Source organism: Novosphingobium sp. BAM6 (genome assembly GCF_057784955.1).
The window spans coordinates 705,360-723,975 of record NZ_JBYNTR010000001.1 but is presented as its reverse complement, the minus strand read 5'-3'; the positions used below and the strand labels follow the sequence as shown (position 1 = coordinate 723,975).

Sequence of the window (18,616 nt, the reverse complement as noted above, 5' to 3'; positions counted from 1 at the left end):
GGCATGAGCGAGGGAGATCATACGTCGATGGCCTCCGACTTGCGAGTGGCGAGAAGCGGGTCGGTCGCGAAGCGCATCACCACTTCGGTCCCACCGCCTACAGCAGGCAGGAAGGTCATCTCCCCACCGTGCTCCTCGATAATCTTGTTGACGATCGCGAGGCCAAGTCCGGTGCCCTTTTCCCGCGTGGTGACATATGGCTCGATGATCCGCTCGCGATCCTGCGAGAGGCCAATGCCGTTGTCACGAATACGGACACGGGCAGAGCCTGGAAGACCATCGACAGCAACTGCAATCAGGCCGCGATACCCTTCGCCAACTTGCGCCGCTTTTGCCTCGATAGCCTCGACCGCATTCTTCAGAACATTGGTCATGGCCTGCCCGAATTGATGCCGATCACAATCTATCGAGCCAAGTTCTGGATCGCTGGCGAACTCGAACTCGATATCGGGGCGCGCAATTTCCTGGAGGAACAGGGCTTGCCTGGTCAGCGCGACCGGGTCTTCGGCGCGGAAAACGGGTTTCGGCAAGCGCGCGAAAGAGGAGAACTCGTCAACCATTTTCCGTAAATCGCCGACCTGACGAATGATCGTTCGGGTCAAATCCTCGAATAACTCCGGATTATCCGTGATCTGCTTACGATAGCGGCGGCTCAAGCGCTCTGTCGCCAACTGTATGGGGGTCAGCGGATTCTTGATTTCATGCGCGATTCGCCTCGCGACATCCGACCAGGCTGCCGTGCGCTGATCCAGCAATTGCCGCGTGATGTCTTCAAAGGTAATGACATGGCCGGTCACATCGCGACTGGTCTTCACCGCCAGCGTCAGCAGATCCCCGCCCCGGCTGTATTGAACCAGCCCCCCGGCGTTCCCCTGTTCCACAACAGCCGCGATCTGCGGAGCCACTTCAGCAAGGCGCCGACCCACGAATTCGACGTCAGCCCCCGGTTGGCTCAGCAACTTCTGCGCCATCGAGTTCATCAACAGAACTTCACCTGCCGCATCGAGCGAAACAATGCCCGATGTCACCGATTCAAGCACCGCTTCGATAAACACGCTACGCTCGTGTAACTCACGGTTCGCGCTCAGGAGATCCTGCGTCTGCTTGTCGATCTGCGCGGTCATGCGATTGAATGCCCGGTTAAGCAGCCCGATCTCGTCTGCCCCCGTGCGTCCTTCAAGCCGCAAGGCATAGTTACCTGCACCAACCCGTCGTGCAGCATCGACCAGTTCGTAGAGTGGCTTGACCTGCCGGTCGGCAAATCGCAGCGCAAACCATATTGAAAGCCCGACCAAAACCAGCGAGGCAATGAATAGCGCGACATTGAAGCGCAACTGCAGCACTCGGGCGCGATTAGTCAGAACTTCGTAAGCCTGCACGATGTTCTCGGCGCGCTGCCCCTGACTGAGCGCCAGAAGATCAGATGTGCGGGCGGTATACAGATAGATGCCACGCTCACGCTCGATCGGGGCAACCGCAACAATCCGGTTTGCGTTAGATGCCGTCGCCATAGGCTCGCCCCTGTCAAGCTGGGCAAGCTCGTCCTTGGTGATCCGCTGCTCCTGCCCTTTCCTGTCAGGGTCGACGATAATCGGCGTTCGCTGTTTGCCGTCGGCATCAACCTGAACAATGGCAGCCATCGACAGATTGCGGCGCAGCACCGCATCAGCCAGAAACGCCTGAAAAGTGGGACTGGCAACCGCGTTCTCGTTCAGCATGATGCGCGTGTCCTGCGCCATCGCAACTGTTTGATATCCAACGTCGCGGCGTGCCTGGTCATAATATCCCAAGGCCAGTTTGTTGGCATTCTCCAACAGGCCGCGTGAACTGTCAGAGAACCAGAATTCCACGCCGGACTGGAACAGCCATGACGCGAACACCACCACGAGCAGCGTTGGAATGGCAGATATCAACGAAAACAAGAAGACCAGCCGAACGTGCATCAAGCCGGTGCCGCCGATACTCTCCTGCGCACGCCGAAGCGCCATGCGGCGCCCGAACAGCACCAGAATCGTCAATGCCGGAACGAGCGTCCCGACCAGCAGGCTCGCCGTAAGATCGGAAGGCAGCAACTTGCCGTTATCAGCATTGGACGTGAGCGCGTACCAAGTGGTCGCCGTCATCACCAGGAAGGCGACAATTGCGATCACGGCAATCACGGCGAACAGGTTTGCGCGTCGGGCTACGACTTGCATTCGTCGCCACCAGCGCGGCCAGGCGCGTTTATGAACGGTAAGCTCATCCATCGTTGCCATCATACAACACTGCTGTTGCTTAACGGCAAGAGAAAATCCGTAACCCGCGCATCAGGGACGACGGACAAACTCCTCCGGATCCAGAGCCAGTTCGCCGAGGCGCTTGCGCAATGTATTGCGATTTATACCGAGCGCGCTTGCCGCACGCAGTTGATTGCCGCCGGTCTCACGTAACACTTGTGCGAATAGGGGCCGTTCGAAGGCTGCCATGGCACGGACATAAATTGTCCCCGCTGTCGGCTGTTCCTGAGTCAACCACAGATATACAGCATCGTCGATGCCAACCGTGCCAGAATCTCCGTTCGCGGATTGCGTTGCTTCTTGCGTCAACAACGGCGCAAGTCCATCCACGTCCACCAGGTCTTCGCGCGCCAACAGCGCAAGACGATAAATAAAGTTCTTCAGTTCACGGACGTTACCCCGCCAAGGCTGCTGGCGCAGCAGTTCTATTGCCTGCGCCGTCAACTGCCTGCGCGGCAGCCCTTCTCCAGCTGCCAATTGCAGGAAATGGCGCGCCAATACATCAATATCATCCCGCCGCTCACGTAATGGTGGCGTCACGATCGGCACGACATTCAGACGATAATAGAGATCCTCTCTGAAGCGGCCAGCCGCAATTTCGGGCTCCAGATCCTTGTTCGTCGCAGCGATGATGCGCACGTCGAGCATCACTTCCTCGCGACCGCCGACCCGGCGAATCGAGCCGGACTGCAATGCTCTGAGCAGCCGCGTCTGTGCCTGCATCGGCATATCGCCAATCTCATCGAGAAAAAGCGTGCCGCCCGCCGCCTGTTCGAACTTGCCGACATGACGCGAAACCGCCCCGGTAAAAGCCCCTTTTTCGTGCCCGAACAACTCGCTCTCGATCAAATCCGCAGGGATCGCAGCAGTGTTGACCGCAACGAAAGGCCCCTCCCGGCGATGGCCCAACTGATGGATAGCTTCGGCAACCAGTTCCTTGCCCGTACCTGATTCACCAAGGATCAGCACCGTCAGATCATTACGAAGAACGCGCGTTATCATGCGAAACACGGTCTGCATTGCCGGACTGCGTCCGACCAGCGGCAACCCCTCGGCCAGCGGCTCGTCCTCGCCCAGCATACCGCCGACGGATGTTTCAGCAGCTTGTCGCACCGTTCTTGCGAGTTCGTCGATATCAAAAGGCTTGGGAAAATACTCAAAAGCCCCCGTGTCAGTGGCACGGACAGCCGTATCAAGAGTATTCTGCGCCGAAAGCACGATAACAGGAAGCGAAGGAACCACTTCTCGCACACGCCCCAAACTCTCGATGCCGTCACCGTCAGGCAGCATGACATCTGTCACCAACGCCGAGAAGCAATCCGACACCAGCAAGCGATCACGCTCGGCAAGGGTCGCACAATGCGTGACTGTCAATCCTTCGGCCTCAAGTGCCGCAGTTATGACCATTGCGATGGACATATCGTCCTCGACAAGCAGAACACTCATGATCGGTCTTTCTTTCCGGGCGTTCCGTGATTCAGGTGCTCGCATGAAAAATCCAGGGCCAGCGGCAGATGAACCCGAAAATGGGTAAGACCGCGATCTTCGTCGCGTTCATGACTGATACGCCCGTTCATGTCCCTTATCAGCTTACGTACAAGCGGAAGCCCCAATCCCTGCCCGCTCTTCTTTGTCGTTACGAACGGCTCGAAAATATGTTCGCGCATGGCGCCGTCGACACCGGGGCCATTATCCGTCACCCGCAATTCAATCGGCAGGCGCAGCGGAACTCCCGCATCGGTCGTATGAAGCTGCAAACCGCTTGCAAAACGGGACCTGATGGCCACTCTAGCCCCGGATACATCGCGGCAGGCCTCCACCGCATTCGACAGAAGATTGATGATGACCTGCACCAAACCGTCCGGGCTGCCGAGAACCGATGGCAAGGACGGGTCGAATTCCTCAACGATTTTCAGCGGTTCACCGCGTCCGACGCAGGCAGCTTCGATCACATCGACGGCACGCCGTGCGGAAATATGCAAATTGCAGGATTCCACCGGCGCAACCGTGCGTCGGCTCAATTTCTGCATCTGCTCGATCAACGTGGCAATCCGATCGACTTCCCCGGTGATCAGATCGGTGAGCGCCCGGTCGCGATCATCAAGCTTTCGGGCCAACAGTTGCGCGGCGCCGCGAATGCCTGCGAGAGGGTTCTTGATCTCGTGCGCGATAATTTCCGGACCGCGCAGCACGGCATTGTCAGCAGTACCCGAATCCTCTCCCAAAGCTTCAGCCGGACTGTTGTCGTGCAGCGCCAGCACTTGCCAGCCGGGGGTGTCCGCCAATGGCGCGAGATTTATGTCTATCCGGCGCTGCCCTCGCCCCCTGAGATTGACGGCGATCTCGCGCGCACTCAGAGGCGTTTCATAATCAAGCAAGCGCTCTGCAAGGCGCGGATCCGTCAGTTCCATCACCGCATCGAGCGATTGCCCGGAAAGGCGGCGCTGCGACTGGCCGAAGAATTGCTCTGCCGCAGGATTGACCGAAGCGATCCGCAAGCCTGGCTCCAGCAGGACTACCGCCTGCGGCAGACTGGCGAGCATCCGGCTCGCCTCGGGCAACGAGGGCGTGCGGACCAGCGGCGTCATGCAGCCCGCAAATCATCCGGAAGTTCGCCCACCTCATTGCCCTCACAATATGGGGCGTAGAAGGCTTCAAGCTCACGCAGAACGGCATCCGCGTCCTGAATGAAATTCACCTTGTTACGGAATTCCGCCGAGCCTCGAACACCCTTGATGTACCAACCCAGATGCTTGCGCGCCATCTTGACGCCGGTATCTTCGCCATAGTGGTCGAGCATGTCCTGATAGTGACGGCGGATGATTTCGTACTGTTCTGCCACAGTCGGATCCGCGGCAACCAACTGGCCACGCCACCACTGCATAACCTGAGCAAGGAACCACGGACGACCGTAGGCACCACGCCCGATCATAAGACCGTCTGCGCCAGACTGCTCCAGCGCCTGCGCAGCATCCGTGATCGTGCAGATGTCACCATTGACAACCACCGGGATCGAGACCGCATCCTTCACTCGGCGCACGAAAGCCCAATCGGCGCTTCCTTTGTACATCTGGTTACGCGTGCGCCCATGGACGGTAATCATCTTGGCGCCCAGATCCTCGGCAATACGGGCGAGTTCCGGTGCGTTCAGACTGTCATGACACCAACCCATACGCATCTTGACTGTCACCGGCACCTTTACCGCCTTCACGGTTGCTTCGATCAGTCTGGTCGCGAGCGGAACCTGACGCATAAGCGCGGAACCGGCATCACCGTTGACGACCTTACGGACCGGGCACCCCATATTGATGTCGATAATCGCTGCCCCACGATCCTCGACCAGTTTCGCGGCCTCGGCCATCTGCTCAGGATCGCAGCCAACCAACTGCATCGAGACCGGATCTTCGACCTTGTCCCACATCGCCTTTTGCAACGACACACGCGTCTCGCGAATTGCCGCGGGGCTCGCGATCATCTCGGTGACATTCAGGCCAGAACCGAACGCACGCACCATCCGGCGAAACGGCAAGTCCGAAACGCCCGTCATCGGCGCCAGCACGACCGGACAGTCGATCTGGACGGGACCGACCATGATCGGATTCAATGCGGGCGAAATCGGATAATTGGACATTTTGTGACCAGCGTGCCTAAAAAACAGGCAGCGCATAATCCATTGCCCTTCTCACGGCAAGAGACTACCGGCAACGACGATGTCGCCTACATCTGCCACATCTGCCCAGGATGCAGCCCAATTACCCGGAAAGGTTGGCGGCGTTGGCGCTATCGTCGTTGCCGCAGGCCAGGGCCTGCGCGCCGGTCAGCCACTTCCTAAACAGTTCGCCCTCTGGCGCGGCAAGCCGGTGATACGCCATTCAGTCGAAACGCTCGTTCGCGCAGGTATTACGCCGGTTCTGGTGGTCATCCCAGAAGGGACAGAACGGGTCGCTACATCCGCGCTTGCCGGTCTCGAAGGCGTTCACTTTACCAATGGCGGCGACAGCCGACAGGATTCCGTGCGACGCGGACTGGAGGCACTGGCCTCGCACGCGCCTTCCCAGGTGCTGATTCATGATGCCGCCCGACCTATTCTGCCAATGCCGGTGCTGGAACGTCTGCTCGAAGCTCTTGCCAGGCAGCCAGGCGCAATTCCCGTATTGCCTGTACCGGACAGTCTCATCCATATCGAGATCGACGCCGACATGCCGGTCATGGGCGCTCCGGCCCGCCGTGAAGATTTACGCCGCGTACAGACACCGCAAGCCTTTCGTTTCGCTGAAATCCTGTCGGCGCATCGCGCATGGGATGGTCCACTGACCGCGAGCGATGATGCGCAAGTCGCACAGGCCGATGGCCTCACCGTAGCGCTGATCGAAGGAGACGAAGCCCTGCACAAGCTGACTTATGCAGCCGATTTCGCTATTGAAGCCCCCTTGATGCGTGTCGGGACAGGCTACGACGTGCACGCCCTTGTCGAAGGGGAGGAACTCTGGCTCGCGGGGGTCCGCATCGAACACACGCACGGCCTTTCCGGGCACAGCGACGCCGATGTCGCCATCCATGCGCTTGTCGATGCCATTCTCGGCGCCGTCGGCGCAGGCGATATCGGCCAGCATTTTCCTCCTTCCGACCCGCAATGGCGCGGTGCAGCTTCCGATCAGTTCCTCGCCCATGCCGCGAAGCTGACCGCAGAAGCCGGTTATCGCCTGGGAAATGCAGATCTCACGATTATCTGTGAGGCACCAAAGATTGGCCCGCATCGCGAAGCGATGCGCCGACGACTGGCCGAAATTCTCAACGTCGATCTCACACTCATCAGCGTCAAGGCTACGACAACCGAGCGGCTCGGCTTTACCGGTCGCCGTGAAGGCATCGCCGCACAGGCGGCGGTCTGCATGATTCGAAACTGACCATCGCCGCCATGCAACGTTTCGTTTTCAGGTGGGCAACGATGAGTCTCGCTCTGGCGGCAACGGCCGTGACCGGCGTAGCTCAGGCGTCTGATGTCGGCTGCCTCACTCGTACCGAAGCTGCATCCCTGATGATGTATGCCCTGCCTGACATCATCACCGGGACCACAGAACGCTGTCGACAAGCCCTCCCTTCGCAAGCCTTCTTGCCGACCAATGGCAATACCCTGGCGCAGCGCTACGCCCGCCAACGTGATGCTGCCTGGCCTGCTGCTCGTGCGGCTTTCGCGAAATTCGCAAAATCCGGTGACCTTGATCAAGGTACGGGCCTGTTCTCCGCGCTACCCCAATCGAGCCAGCAGCAACTGGTGAGCATAACCATCCAAGGTCTTGTCGCTCAGGGCATAGCTCTCGATCAATGCAACAGCATCGACACTGTGATAGGGTTGATGGCCCAGTTGCCCCCTGAGAGCACCACTGGCCTGCTCACGATATTCATTGACATGGCCGCCAACAACCGGCGGGCAACTTCCACACCGTTCGGCGGCCTGACACTCTGCCGGAACTAACCTTTCTCGACCTTTCCAAAGACAACCACCGGGTATCCCCATGGCTCAGGCAACACTTCTTCCTTCCGAACTGATCGAACTTGCGCAGCGGGTGATCGACGAGAACAAGGCCGCAGGCCGTCGCGTCGCGCTGGCGGAAAGTTGCACAGGCGGCCTCGCCTGCGCAGCCTTGACCGAGATCGCCGGATCATCTGCCGTCCTGGATCGCGGGTTCGTGACGTATTCGAACGAAGCAAAGACCGATCTTCTGGGCGTATCGTCTGATCTGCTCGACGCAGTAGGCGCCGTATCGCCTGCCGTCGCCTGGGCCATGGCCCAAGGCGCGATCGCACACAGCAATGCTGACGTTGCAGTGGCGATCAGCGGCATCGCTGGCCCCGATGGTGGCTCGGAAATGAAGCCTGTCGGAACAGTCGTCTTCGCGCGCGCGCACCGCGGGGACGAAGAGCATAACGCCGAACAACAGCTTATGAACGGCAAAGATCGGAGCGAAATCCGCCTTCAGGCCGCAATTGTCGCCCTGACACTGCTGCTGCCCGAGAACGACACCGCTACTGCCAACTGACCGAATGTCCTGCGAGGTGTGATCTGACACTCCACCCGCAGGCTCTATTCAGACGCTTTGTGGCTTTCCGTAAAGCTGCGCAGCGCGTTCCTCAAACGCCGCAACCATCTTGCGGAAGGCCTTGTCGAAGTACTGCCCCGCCAGCTTTTCGAAAAGGGCGTTGCGGAATGTGAAGCGAACGTCGAACTCGACATCGCAGGCATGCTCATCGACAGCATGAAACGTCCAGCTGTTTTCAAGGTCTCGCATCGGGCCATCGACGTAGTGTACCTTGAGTTGCTGAGGACGCGCCTTCTCTACGCGTGAAGTAAACTTCTCTCGCAGCGCCTTGAACCCGACCAGCATATCAGCGACCATCTCGGTTTCACTGTCCGACTTCACGCGGGTCGCCACGACCCACGGCAGGAACTCCTGATAGTGCCCCACGTCAGCGACGAGATCGAACATCTGCTCTGCACTGTAAGGCAGTCGATAGGTCTCGTGAATACCGGGCATCAGCGCGAACCTGCCGCCTTCACGCCCGACTTGGCCGCTGCTGCCTTCGCCAGCTTCGCTTCACGCGCGGCACGCATCTCGGCGAAATCCTTGCCCGCGTGATAGCTTGAGCGGGTCAACGGCGAAGAGGCGACCTGCAAGAAGCCCTTGGCGCGAGCGATAGCACCATAAGCATCGAATGCCTTGGGCGTGACGAACTCCTTGACTTCCGCATGCTTCGGGGTCGGGCGCAGGTATTGGCCCATGGTCAGGAAGTCGATGTCGGCGCTGCGCATGTCGTCCATCACCTGATGGACTTCCAGGCGCTCCTCGCCGAGGCCAAGCATCACGCCGGACTTGGTAAAGATCGAGGGATCGTGTGCCTTCACCTCTTCCAGCAACCGCAGCGATGCGTAATAGCGCGCACCGGGGCGGATCGTCGGATAGAGGCGGGGCACCGTCTCAAGGTTATGGTTGTAGACGTCAGGGCGCGCAGCCACGATCGCCTCGATGGCGGGGCGCATCTTGCCGCGGAAATCCGGCGTCAGAATTTCGATGGTGGTCTGCGGTGTCGCGGCACGCAGCGCCTGGATGACCTTCACGAACTGGTGCGCACCACCATCGGGCAGGTCATCGCGGTCAACCGAAGTGATAACGATGTGCTCGAGCCCGGTCTTGAGCGCCAGTTCGGCGACGTGTTCAGGCTCGGCAGGATCGACGCGCCCCGGCATGCCGGTCTTCACATTGCAGAACGCACAGGCACGCGTGCAGGTGTCGCCGAGGATCATCACGGTCGCGTGCTTCTTCGTCCAGCACTCGCCAATATTCGGGCAGGCGGCCTCTTCGCACACGGTGTTCAGACTGAGGTCGCGCATGAGCTTGCGAGTCTCGCCATAGCCCTTGCTGGTCGGCGCCTTGACGCGAATCCAGTCCGGCTTGCGCTGGCGCTGCGGCGAATTTTCGGAAGGCGGCGTGCTGGAGAGGTCGTTCATGGGCTCCAGATAGTCTCATGCACGCGCCCTTGCCAGTGGGAATATCCGGGCTAAGGCGAGAGCAGAGTTTGAAGGAGCCCCACCATGACCGCTGAAAACGCAAACCCCGAAGAGAACCGCGTGCTCGACACGCTGATCGCCGGCTATCGCCGCTTCCGCAGCACCGGTTGGTCGCAGAACCGCGAACGCTGGGCTCAACTGAGCGAAGGCCAGCAACCCGAGGTCATGATCATCGCCTGCTCGGACAGCCGAGTCGATCCGTCGCAGATCTTCGATGTCGATCCCGGCGAAATCTTTGTGGTGCGAAACGTTGCCGCACTGGTCCCGCCGTTCGAGACCACGCCCGGCCTTCACGGCGTGTCGGCCGCACTCGAATTCGCGGTGCAGGTGCTCAAGGTCAAGGAAGTGGTCGTCATGGGCCACGGCATGTGTGGCGGCTGCAAGGCGGCACTAACGCGGGAACTGCATGGCACCCAGCCGGGTGAAGGCGGCTTCGTCGCCAACTGGATCGCCATGCTGGACGAAGCGCGCGAACCGGTCGCAGCCAAGCACGGCACCACCGGCCGCCCTGCCGAGCGCGAGATGGAGCAGGCTGCCGTGCGCGTCAGCCTGGACAACCTTATGACCTTCCCCTGTGTCCAGCGCAAAACTGCCAGCGGCGAGTTGCACATTCGCGGCGCCTTCTTCGCGATCTCCGATGGCGTTCTGCACCTGATGGACGATGAAACCCGCGAATTCCACGCCGTCGCCTGATCCCCGCGGACACGTGCAAACAAGACTGTCACGAGCATGAAAAAGGGCGCCGGTCTCGTGACCGGCGCCCTTTACAATTCAGTGAAAGAAGCCTGCCTTACAATCAGGCACCCGCCTTGCTCGCAGCATAAGCTTCCCACATCTTGGCGACCGAGGCCCGCGGCCCCGTCACCTTCTCGAAGCTGGTCTTGGCGTCGGCATACTTGCCCTGCTGGACCTGCGCCATGCCGAGGCGCAGCGCGACCTTGGCAGCATCGACACCCGGCATACCCAGAGCCTTGGTATATGCAGCCTCAGCCTGAGCCGGCTGGTCATAGCTCAGGAAAGCATCGCCAGCGGCCACAACGGTCGCCAGCTTGGCACCCGGCTTCATCGCATCGCGCTCCTGCGACGGCAGCGAAGCCTTGTCGCCCCCCACAGCCGCAGCCGCAACACCCTTGTCCTGCGCCACGGTGGAAGCATTCAGCTTGCCGGCCGCGACCCCCGCGTCGATGATCTTGATCGCCTCCCCCGGATAAGCACGCGGATCGACGTCGGCGAGGTACTCGAGATAGTCATTGCCGTTCTTGAGAGCACCGGTCGCGAACATCAGGCGCATCAGGTCAACGTTCTGGTCGTTGGGCAGACGTGCAAGCTGACGCACGACCGCCAGCGAGACGTTCCAGGTGTCCGGGCTGGGGTAATACTGCGCAAGCATCCCGGCATACTTCACCGACTGGTCCAGCTGCTTGGCATCGTAGGCAGATTGCAGCGCCGTGCGCACCGCATTCTGGTCAGGCTTCTGACCGGCAGCGATGGCCTGGTCAATCGACTGTGTCGCCATGCCAAGTGCAGCGCCCGCATTACCCGAACGCTTGTAGCTGTCAGCAAGCAGTGCAGGAATCAGGTTCTGATCGTCCTTGTAACCCGAATCGCTGGCCATTTTCAGATACTTGGCTGCATTTACATAGTCAGCCGACTGATAGGCGGTAACGCCGGTCAGATACTGGACCTGCGGGACGTTGGCTGCGTCAAGCGCACCGCTGTCCAGCATATGGACGAGGCCCTGATTCTGGACCTTGGGATCGTCCAGATAAACGCCCAGCATGCGCTCCATATCGCCCTGCTTGAGTTTGTCTGTCGGCGTGCTGGCGACGGCACCGGCAGCCTGCAGCTTGGCAGTGATACCGCCCATATCCGCATCGACCTTGGCCCGTGCCGCCGTCTTGGCCGCGTCGTCGGTTGCGGCCTTCACCGCCGCCACGTCAGCCTGAACCGTGGCATTGGTCTTGCCATCGGTGATCGTCTTATCGATCTCCTGGGCGGCCTTTGCATATTCGGGCGAGAAAGCCGACTTGGCAGGTTCGTCCTTCTTCTTGGCCGCCATCGCCGCCGAGGGCAGAACGGCGGCGGTCATGCCGCCCGACAGGGCGACCGCGAGAGCAAGACGGGACAGCAGGAACTTGCGAGCCATTACAGGCCAACTCCTCTTTCAGAATGGACCGAGCGCACCCCTTGGGCGGGCTCGACGGGGGTTTGCCGCTGGTGATGGCGTCGAAATACGGCCTTGGCAACCAGCTTGCCGGATTAGTTTCATGCGACTTAACGCCGATTGAATGCAGTTTGTCGCAGAGTGATCTGCCCACTCACCGCTCAGCATTGGCGATTCGTCGAAAATGGCGCGCAAGGTGTGGAAAAGCTCACCGCCAAAGCCGCCTCGCATGCGGTTACGGTGGCATTCGCACTCAAGCTGTCCTAGTGCAGAACATCCGCCCTTCCCTGCTTAGCAACGAAACGACGAGCCCGCGTGAGCGACGACACCGACATTCTCGAAAGCACCGGCCCCGAGGGCGAGTACCCCCGCGTCGACATCGTCGACGAGATGAAGACGAGCTACCTCGATTACGCGATGAGCGTGATCGTCAGCCGCGCGCTTCCAGACGTGCGCGACGGCCTGAAGCCCGTCCATCGCCGCATCCTTTTCGCGAGCCAGGAAGGCGGCTTCGTCGCCGGACGTCCGTTCCGCAAGTCGGCCAAGATCGTCGGCGACGTTATGGGCAACTATCACCCGCATGGCGACGCCGCGATCTATGACGCTCTCGCGCGCCTGACGCAGCCATGGTCAATGCGACTGCCGCTGATCGACGGTCAGGGCAACTTCGGATCGATGGACCCCGATCCGCCAGCCTCGATGCGCTACACCGAGGCGCGTCTTGGTCGCGTCGCCAATTCGCTGCTTGAAGATCTCGACAAGGACACTGTCGATTTCGCCGACAACTACGACGGTTCGCGCCGCGAGCCGACGGTTCTGCCCGCACGCTTCCCGAACCTGCTGGTCAACGGCGCGGGCGGTATCGCGGTCGGCATGGCGACCAACATTCCGCCGCACAACCTTGGCGAAGTGATCGACGGCTGCTTTGCGATGATGGAGAATCCGGGGATTACCTCGGAAGAGCTTCTCCAGATCATTCCCGGCCCCGATTTCCCGACTGCACCGCTGATCCTGGGCCAGGGCGGATCGCGCAATGCCGCGATTACGGGTCGCGGCTCGATCATCATGCGCTGCCGTCACAAGATCGAGGAAGGCCGGGGCGACCGCCGCTCGATCGTGCTCACCTCGATCCCCTATCAGGTCGGCAAGTCCAACCTCGTCGAGAAGATCGCCGAGGCTGCCAAGGACAAGCGGATCGAGGGCATCTCGGACATCCGAGACGAATCGAACCGCGAAGGCGTGCGCGTGGTCATCGACCTCAAGCGCGATGCCTCACCCGAGGTCGTGCTCAACCAGCTGTGGCGCAACACGCCCGCGCAGTCGAACTTCGCCGCGAACATGCTGGCGATCCGGGGCGGTCGCCCCGAAGTGCTGTCGCTGCGCGACATTCTCCAGACCTTCATCCAGTTCCGCGAGCAGGTCATCACCCGCCGCACCAAGTTCGAACTGAACAAGGCGCGCGACCGGGCCCATATCCTGCTTGGCCTCGTCGTCGCGGTTTCGAATCTTGATGAAGTGGTGCGGATCATCCGTGGCTCGCCAAATCCGGCAGAGGCACGCGGCAAGCTGCTCGCCAAGGAATGGCCGATCGGCGATATCGCGCCCTACATCCGTCTGGTCGAGGCGATCGAGCCGAATGCCGAGGAATCGGGCGGTTCCTATCGCCTGTCCGAAGTGCAGGTGAAAGCGATCCTCGACTTGCGCCTGCATCGCCTGACCGCGCTCGGCCGCGACGAGATCGGCGACGAGCTTAAGGAACTGGCGATCGCGATCGAGGAATATCTCTCGATCCTGGCCGACCGTGTGAAGCTCTACGCCGTCATGCGCGAAGAGTTGCAGGCCGTTCGCGATCTCTACGCCAACCCGCGCCGTTCCGAGTTCACCGCCGCTTTCGACGGTATCGACGACGAGGATCTGATCGAGCGCGAGGACATGGTCGTCACCGTCACCATGGACGGGTACATCAAGCGCACTCCGCTCTCGACCTTCCGGGCACAGGCACGCGGCGGCAAGGGCCGCTCGGGCATGGCGACCAAGGACGAGGATGCCGTGACGACGATGTTCGTCACCTCCACGCACAACCCGGTGCTGTTCTTCTCGACCGCCGGTAAGGTCTACCGCCTCAAGGTCTACAAGCTGCCTGAAGGCGCCCCGACCACGCGCGGTCGCCCCATCGTCAACCTGCTGCCTGCACTCGACAAGGACGAGACGATCCAGACCGTTCTGGCGCTGCCGGAAGACGAGGCGGAATGGGGCAAGCTCTCGGTCGTGTTCGCCACGGCCAAGGGCAATGTACGCCGTAACGCCATGGATTCCTTCGCGAACATTCCGACCAACGGCAAGTTCGCGATGCGTTTCGAGGACGATTCGGATGATCGCCTGATCGGCGTCGCCCTGCTCGAAGCGACTGACGATGTGCTGCTCGCCACCCGTCAGGGCCGTGCGATCCGCTTCGCCGGTGACGACGTGCGCGAATTCGCCAGCCGCACTTCGACCGGCGTTCGCGGCATGACGCTGAAGGATGGCGACGAAGTCATCTCACTGTCGATCCTCCACCGCGTCGGCGTGAAGGATCAGGACGAGCGCGATGCCTACCTGCGCTTTGCCGCATGGAAGGGCGAAAAGGACGGCGAACCAACGCTTTCGGCAGAGCGCATGGCCGAACTGGCGGAACGCGAACAGTTCATCCTGACCGTCTGCGCCAACGGCTATGGCAAGATGTCGTCCGCCTACGAATACCGCCGCACCGGGCGCGGTGGTCAGGGCATCACCAATATCGACAATATCGAGCGTAACGGCCCGGTTGTAGCCAGCTTCCCGGCGTTCCAGGCCGAACAGCTGATGCTCGTCACCGATCAGGCCAAGCTGATCCGTCTGCCGCTGCACTCGTTGCGGGTGATCGGGCGCGGCTCAGCGGGCGTGCGCCTGTTCAACGTCTCGAAGGGCGAGCACGTCGTCAGCGCCGTTCGCCTTGACGAGGAACAAGAGCCGGAAGAGATCGAAGGTGCTGAAATCGCGCCTGAAATTTCGCCGGAGGCTCCTGAAGCAGGCACCGGCGAGTGAGCGATCACCCCGCTGTCGCCTACAAGATCCTGACCGCAGAGCAGTTCTCCGAACTCTCTGCGGCAGGGACTTTCGCGGGTGCTCCGGTGGATCTGGCCGATGGCTATATCCACCTTTCTGCAGAGGGGCAGGTTCAGGGCACTCTGGACAAGCATTTCGCCGGGCAGAGCGATCTGGTGATCGCCGCCGTCGATCTTGCCAAAGTGCCCGATCCGGTGAAGTGGGAAGTCTCGCGCGGCGGTGCCCTGTTCCCGCATATCTATGGAAATCTGCCGTTTTCTGCGGTCTTCGCGCATGGAGCGGCGACGCTGGATGAGGCCGGAAACGTCGTTCTGCCGGCCTGAGACAGAGGCGGACTGAAACAGACCCTAAAAGGGGGATAGAGGGGGGCTAGACGGGGTCTAGCGCTACCATAAGCCAGTCTCCCCCTGTCCTGCCCTTCCCTGCGCGCGCCAAAACGGGTAGGCGCGCGCTCCATGACCCAGAACACCTCTTACGACGTCCACATCATCGGCGGCGGCCTCGCCGGAAGCGAAGCGGCCTGGCAGCTTGGCAAGCGCGGTTTCCGCGTGCGCCTGTCCGAGATGCGCGGCGCCCCTGCCGACAAGGGCGGCGAGCGTAGCCCCGCCCATCAGGGCGATGGACTTGCCGAACTGGTGTGCTCGAACTCGTTCCGTTCTGACGACGACGAAAAGAACGCGGTCGGCCTGCTGCATCACGAGATGCGCCGCTGCGATTCGATCATCATGAGCGCCGCTGCCGAAGCGCAGGTGCCCGCAGGCTCCGCGCTCGCCGTCGACCGCGAGGTGTTCTCCGCCGCCGTCGAGGCGCGCCTGACCGCGCTGCCCAATGTCGATCTGGTGCGCGAGCGCGTCGACACGCTGCCCGACGCCGGGATCACCATCGTTGCCACCGGACCGCTCACCGCCGCCAGCCTTTCCTCCAGCATCGGCAGCGCGACCGGAGCCGACAGTCTGGCGTTCTTCGATGCCATCGCCCCCATCGTCTATCGCGACTCGATCGACATGGACGTGTGCTGGATGGCCTCGCGCTGGGACAAGCCTTCCAAGCTGACCGGCGAGGCGAAGGACTACATCAACTGCCCGCTCGACAAGGAGCAGTACCTGGCCTTCCACGCCGCGCTGATCGCGGGCGAGAAGACCTCGTTCAAGGAGTGGGAAGCCAACACCCCCTATTTCGACGGCTGCATGCCGATCGAGGTCATGGCAGAGCGCGGGGTGGAAACCCTGCGCTTCGGGCCGATGAAGCCGGTCGGCCTCGACAATCCGCACTGGGCCACGCCCGAGCATCCCAACGGCCGCTGGCCCTATGCGGTGATCCAGCTGCGCCAGGACAATGCGCTGGGCACCTTGTGGAACATGGTCGGCTTCCAGACCAAGCTGAAGCATGCCGAGCAGGTGAAGCTGTTCCGCACCATCCCGGGCCTCGAGAATGCCGAGTTCGCGCGGCTGGGCGGCCTGCACCGCAACACGTTCCTGAATTCCCCCGAACTGCTTGACCGCCAGCTCCGCCTCAAGAGCGCGCCGCATATCCGCTTTGCCGGCCAGATCACCGGCTGCGAAGGCTATGTCGAAAGCGCCTCGGTCGGCCTGCTGGCAGGCCTGATGACGGCAAGCGAACTGGCAGGGCAAACGTGGCAGGCACCGCCGCGCGAAACCGCGCTGGGCGCCCTGCTCTCGCACATCACCGGCGATGCCGATGCCGAGACCTATCAGCCGATGAACGTCAACTTCGGCCTGTTCCCGCCGCTTCACGATGTGAAGAAGAAGGCCCGCAAGGAAGCCTATACCGAGCGCGCCAAGCGCGAGATCGGTGGCTGGCTTTCGGGGCTGGTCGGGCCTGCCTGAGCAGGAGCGGCCTGAACAAGCAGCCTGAAGTTCGCACGGCCTGACCCCTGCGAGCGTCAGGCCACGGCGTTCAGGGGGGCGGGCTTGCTGCGGCCGTTCATGGTCTCGAAAAACACTTTGAAATCGTATGCATTCAGGGCCTTGGCATAACGCCATCCCTGAACATAGGTGACGCCCGCCGCGCGCAGATAGTCTTCCTGAATCCGGGTCTCGACGCCTTCGGCAACGACATCGAAGGCCAGTTCGCGCGCCATTTCGATCACATGCGGCACCACCACGCTGGTCGCCGCTTCGGTGCCGATCGCATCGATGAACGACTTGTCGATCTTGAGCGCATCGAGCGGCAGGGTCTCCAACAGCGAGAGACTGGAAAAGCCGGTTCCGAAATCGTCAATCGCCACCTTGTGGCCCGCTGCGCGGGCCCGCTCGATCGTCGCGCGCGCGGCCTCTGCGTTCATGAAGCCGCGCTCGGTCGCCTCCAGCCACACTTGCGAAGGTGCGATTCCGGCAGCCCCAAGCGCGCGCGACAGCACCGGCAGGAAGCGCCCGCTTTGCATATCCGCCGCCGAAATGTTGATGGCAACGTGAGCCCGGCGATCCTTGCACAGCAGGTCTCCGAGATCGGCAACCACCTGCCCGATCACCAGATCGGTCAGCGGGTCGATCAGTCCGGTCTCCTCCGCCAGCGCGATGAAATAGTCCGGTGAGGTCAGCGAACCGTCGAGGCGGCGCCAGCGTACCAGAGCCTCGCCGCCGACACAGACCCCGGAGTGCAGGTCGATCATCGGCTGATAGCAGACCGTGAATTCACGCCTGCGTATCGCGATCGCCAGTTCGGTCTGCGGTGAAAGACGCAGGCGCGATGCCCACAGGATCAGGCCGACCAGCACGATCGACACCGCGACGCCGAGCGGCACCAGTGTCCACATCTCGCCACTGGTCCGCTTCTCCACCACCGCATAGCTGGTGACGGCGAAAGCCCGCAGACCTCCCCTTTCGACCGAGGCATAGAGCTGATCGCCGTCGCGCCCGAAACCCGCCTTGTGCTCCAGCCGGCCCAGCAACCCGGACGAGATCGGCCCCGACAACGCCAGCAGATGTCCATCGGGCGCAACCACGCCCAGTGTCATCTTCGTATCGGTCAGGACATCGACCAGCATCGCCGGATTCATCAGCGCGTTGTACCGGCCATAGCGCAGCACGTTCATCGGCTTGCCACCCGTGACCCGCGGCCTGATCGCAAGATCGAAGGCATAGCCACCGCCCAGTTGCACTTGCGGCGGTTCCACAAGGATGGTCTTGTCGACCTTGCCCCACACGGTGCAGGCGAGCCGACCGTTCTCGAAATAGCCGACCTCTTCCACCGATGCCGTATCCACGGAAACCCGGCGCATCCGGTCGATCTGGGCAGGCGTGCACCCAGACCAATGATCCCGTTCGAGCGAGGACAGCGCGGCCTTGGCCATATCGAGATTGCGCGTGGTGCGATCGAGCGTCCACCCCGCATATTCGCGCAAGTGCTCGCGCTCCCCCTCCATGGCCCGATGCCGCGAATAGACCGCAATACCCACCAGAGGGAGGATTGCCGCCAGCACAGCCAGCAGCGCTGCGATGAAAACAATCCTGCGGCGTTCCATTTGGCCGGGTTCCGGTTCGTTCTGGCGGTGGAGTGTGTTGG

General features: G+C 61.5%; 15 protein-coding genes. 7 read left to right on the top strand and 8 right to left on the bottom strand.

The genetic code is table 11. The features are described 5' to 3' along the window. Positions 1 to 17: 17 nt before the first annotated feature. The 4 genes from AC3EC3_RS03460 to dusB all read right to left on the bottom strand — a co-directional run bounded on the left by AC3EC3_RS03460 (position 18) and on the right by dusB (position 5,907). Entirely contained in the window at positions 18 to 2,195 is a 2,178-nt protein-coding gene (locus AC3EC3_RS03460; protein ID WP_488489185.1) for a sensor histidine kinase, read from the bottom strand. Positions 2,196 to 2,306: 111 nt separating this feature from the next. Further along, a complete protein-coding gene (locus AC3EC3_RS03455; protein ID WP_488488278.1) occupies positions 2,307 to 3,722 on the bottom strand; it encodes a sigma-54-dependent transcriptional regulator in 1,416 nt (471 codons plus the stop codon). Further along, positions 3,719 to 4,864 carry a two-component system sensor histidine kinase NtrB gene (locus AC3EC3_RS03450; RefSeq protein ID WP_488488277.1) on the bottom strand — a complete coding sequence of 382 codons (1,146 nt, stop codon included), beginning with the start codon at positions 4,862 to 4,864 and terminating at the stop codon, positions 3,719 to 3,721. The genes AC3EC3_RS03455 and AC3EC3_RS03450 overlap by 4 nt, the downstream gene beginning before the upstream one ends. Then, a complete protein-coding gene (gene dusB / locus AC3EC3_RS03445) occupies positions 4,861 to 5,907 on the bottom strand; it encodes a tRNA dihydrouridine synthase DusB (protein WP_488488276.1) in 1,047 nt (348 codons plus the stop codon). The genes AC3EC3_RS03450 and dusB overlap by 4 nt, the downstream gene beginning before the upstream one ends. Positions 5,908 to 5,986: 79 nt before the next feature. Between dusB and AC3EC3_RS03440 the strand changes: the two genes are divergently transcribed. The 3 genes from AC3EC3_RS03440 to AC3EC3_RS03430 are packed head-to-tail and all read left to right on the top strand — an operon-like array spanning position 5,987 to position 8,317. Continuing rightward, positions 5,987 to 7,183, top strand: coding sequence for a bifunctional 2-C-methyl-D-erythritol 4-phosphate cytidylyltransferase/2-C-methyl-D-erythritol 2,4-cyclodiphosphate synthase (locus AC3EC3_RS03440; RefSeq protein ID WP_488488275.1), 1,197 nt, complete (start codon positions 5,987 to 5,989; stop codon positions 7,181 to 7,183). A 41-nt stretch (positions 7,184 to 7,224) separates the two neighbouring features. Further along, the gene (locus AC3EC3_RS03435) at positions 7,225 to 7,752 is read left to right on the top strand and encodes a hypothetical protein (protein ID WP_488488274.1); all 528 of its coding nucleotides are present in this window, start codon (positions 7,225 to 7,227) and stop codon (positions 7,750 to 7,752) included. 40 nt (positions 7,753 to 7,792) lie between these two features. After that, entirely contained in the window at positions 7,793 to 8,317 is a 525-nt protein-coding gene (locus AC3EC3_RS03430; protein WP_488488273.1) for a CinA family protein, read from the top strand. A gap of 48 nt (positions 8,318 to 8,365) precedes the next feature. On the opposite strand, the gene AC3EC3_RS03425 is transcribed toward AC3EC3_RS03430, so the two are convergent. Continuing rightward, complete coding sequence (locus AC3EC3_RS03425) at positions 8,366 to 8,812, bottom strand: type II toxin-antitoxin system RatA family toxin (protein WP_488488272.1); 447 nt, start codon at positions 8,810 to 8,812, stop codon at positions 8,366 to 8,368. After that, positions 8,812 to 9,783: a lipoyl synthase gene (gene lipA / locus AC3EC3_RS03420; RefSeq protein WP_488488271.1), complete on the bottom strand. Its 972-nt coding sequence runs from the start codon at positions 9,781 to 9,783 to the stop codon at positions 8,812 to 8,814. The genes AC3EC3_RS03425 and lipA overlap by 1 nt, the downstream gene beginning before the upstream one ends. 84 nt (positions 9,784 to 9,867) lie before the next feature. On the opposite strand from lipA, the gene AC3EC3_RS03415 reads away from it, so the two are divergent. Beyond that, positions 9,868 to 10,536 (top strand): carbonic anhydrase, encoded by a 669-nt coding sequence (locus tag AC3EC3_RS03415; protein ID WP_488488270.1) that lies wholly within the window; start codon positions 9,868 to 9,870, stop codon positions 10,534 to 10,536. 103 nt (positions 10,537 to 10,639) lie between these two features. On the opposite strand, the gene AC3EC3_RS03410 is transcribed toward AC3EC3_RS03415, so the two are convergent. Beyond that, a complete protein-coding gene (locus tag AC3EC3_RS03410) occupies positions 10,640 to 11,989 on the bottom strand; it encodes a hypothetical protein (RefSeq protein WP_488488269.1) in 1,350 nt (449 codons plus the stop codon). A 333-nt stretch (positions 11,990 to 12,322) separates the two neighbouring features. Here AC3EC3_RS03410 and gyrA point away from each other — a divergent pair, with 333 nt between their 5' ends. From gyrA to trmFO, 3 genes are all read left to right on the top strand, one after another. Continuing rightward, positions 12,323 to 15,070, top strand: a complete 2,748-nt coding sequence (gyrA, locus tag AC3EC3_RS03405; RefSeq protein WP_488488268.1) for a DNA gyrase subunit A — start codon at positions 12,323 to 12,325, stop codon at positions 15,068 to 15,070. Beyond that, a complete protein-coding gene (locus tag AC3EC3_RS03400; RefSeq protein WP_488488267.1) occupies positions 15,067 to 15,414 on the top strand; it encodes a DUF952 domain-containing protein in 348 nt (115 codons plus the stop codon). Before gyrA ends, AC3EC3_RS03400 begins: the two co-directional genes overlap by 4 nt. A 132-nt stretch (positions 15,415 to 15,546) precedes the next feature. Continuing rightward, positions 15,547 to 16,938, top strand: coding sequence for a methylenetetrahydrofolate--tRNA-(uracil(54)-C(5))-methyltransferase (FADH(2)-oxidizing) TrmFO (gene trmFO, locus AC3EC3_RS03395; protein ID WP_488488266.1), 1,392 nt, complete (start codon positions 15,547 to 15,549; stop codon positions 16,936 to 16,938). Between the two features lie 56 nt (positions 16,939 to 16,994). On the opposite strand, the gene AC3EC3_RS03390 is transcribed toward trmFO, so the two are convergent. After that, positions 16,995 to 18,575 carry an EAL domain-containing protein gene (locus tag AC3EC3_RS03390; RefSeq protein WP_488488265.1) on the bottom strand — a complete coding sequence of 527 codons (1,581 nt, stop codon included), beginning with the start codon at positions 18,573 to 18,575 and terminating at the stop codon, positions 16,995 to 16,997. Positions 18,576 to 18,616: the final 41 nt, after the last annotated feature.

Bases quoted from the DNA above. Each gene is read 5' to 3' on its own strand.
- trmFO (WP_488488266.1), top strand. From the start codon at position 15,547: ATGACCCAGAACACCTCTTACGACGTCCACATCATCGGCGGCGGCCTC.
- AC3EC3_RS03410 (WP_488488269.1), bottom strand. From the start codon at position 11,989: ATGGCTCGCAAGTTCCTGCTGTCCCGTCTTGCTCTCGCGGTCGCCCTG.
- AC3EC3_RS03430 (WP_488488273.1), top strand. From the start codon at position 7,793: ATGGCTCAGGCAACACTTCTTCCTTCCGAACTGATCGAACTTGCGCAG.
- lipA (WP_488488271.1), bottom strand. From the start codon at position 9,783: ATGAACGACCTCTCCAGCACGCCGCCTTCCGAAAATTCGCCGCAGCGC.
- AC3EC3_RS03440 (WP_488488275.1), top strand. From the start codon at position 5,987: ATGTCGCCTACATCTGCCACATCTGCCCAGGATGCAGCCCAATTACCC.
- dusB (WP_488488276.1), bottom strand. From the start codon at position 5,907: ATGTCCAATTATCCGATTTCGCCCGCATTGAATCCGATCATGGTCGGT.
- AC3EC3_RS03390 (WP_488488265.1), bottom strand. From the start codon at position 18,575: ATGGAACGCCGCAGGATTGTTTTCATCGCAGCGCTGCTGGCTGTGCTG.
- AC3EC3_RS03455 (WP_488488278.1), bottom strand. From the start codon at position 3,722: ATGAGTGTTCTGCTTGTCGAGGACGATATGTCCATCGCAATGGTCATA.
- AC3EC3_RS03415 (WP_488488270.1), top strand. From the start codon at position 9,868: ATGACCGCTGAAAACGCAAACCCCGAAGAGAACCGCGTGCTCGACACG.
- AC3EC3_RS03460 (WP_488489185.1), bottom strand. From the start codon at position 2,195: ATGCAAGTCGTAGCCCGACGCGCAAACCTGTTCGCCGTGATTGCCGTG.
- AC3EC3_RS03450 (WP_488488277.1), bottom strand. From the start codon at position 4,864: ATGACGCCGCTGGTCCGCACGCCCTCGTTGCCCGAGGCGAGCCGGATG.
- AC3EC3_RS03435 (WP_488488274.1), top strand. From the start codon at position 7,225: ATGAGTCTCGCTCTGGCGGCAACGGCCGTGACCGGCGTAGCTCAGGCG.
- AC3EC3_RS03425 (WP_488488272.1), bottom strand. From the start codon at position 8,812: ATGCCCGGTATTCACGAGACCTATCGACTGCCTTACAGTGCAGAGCAG.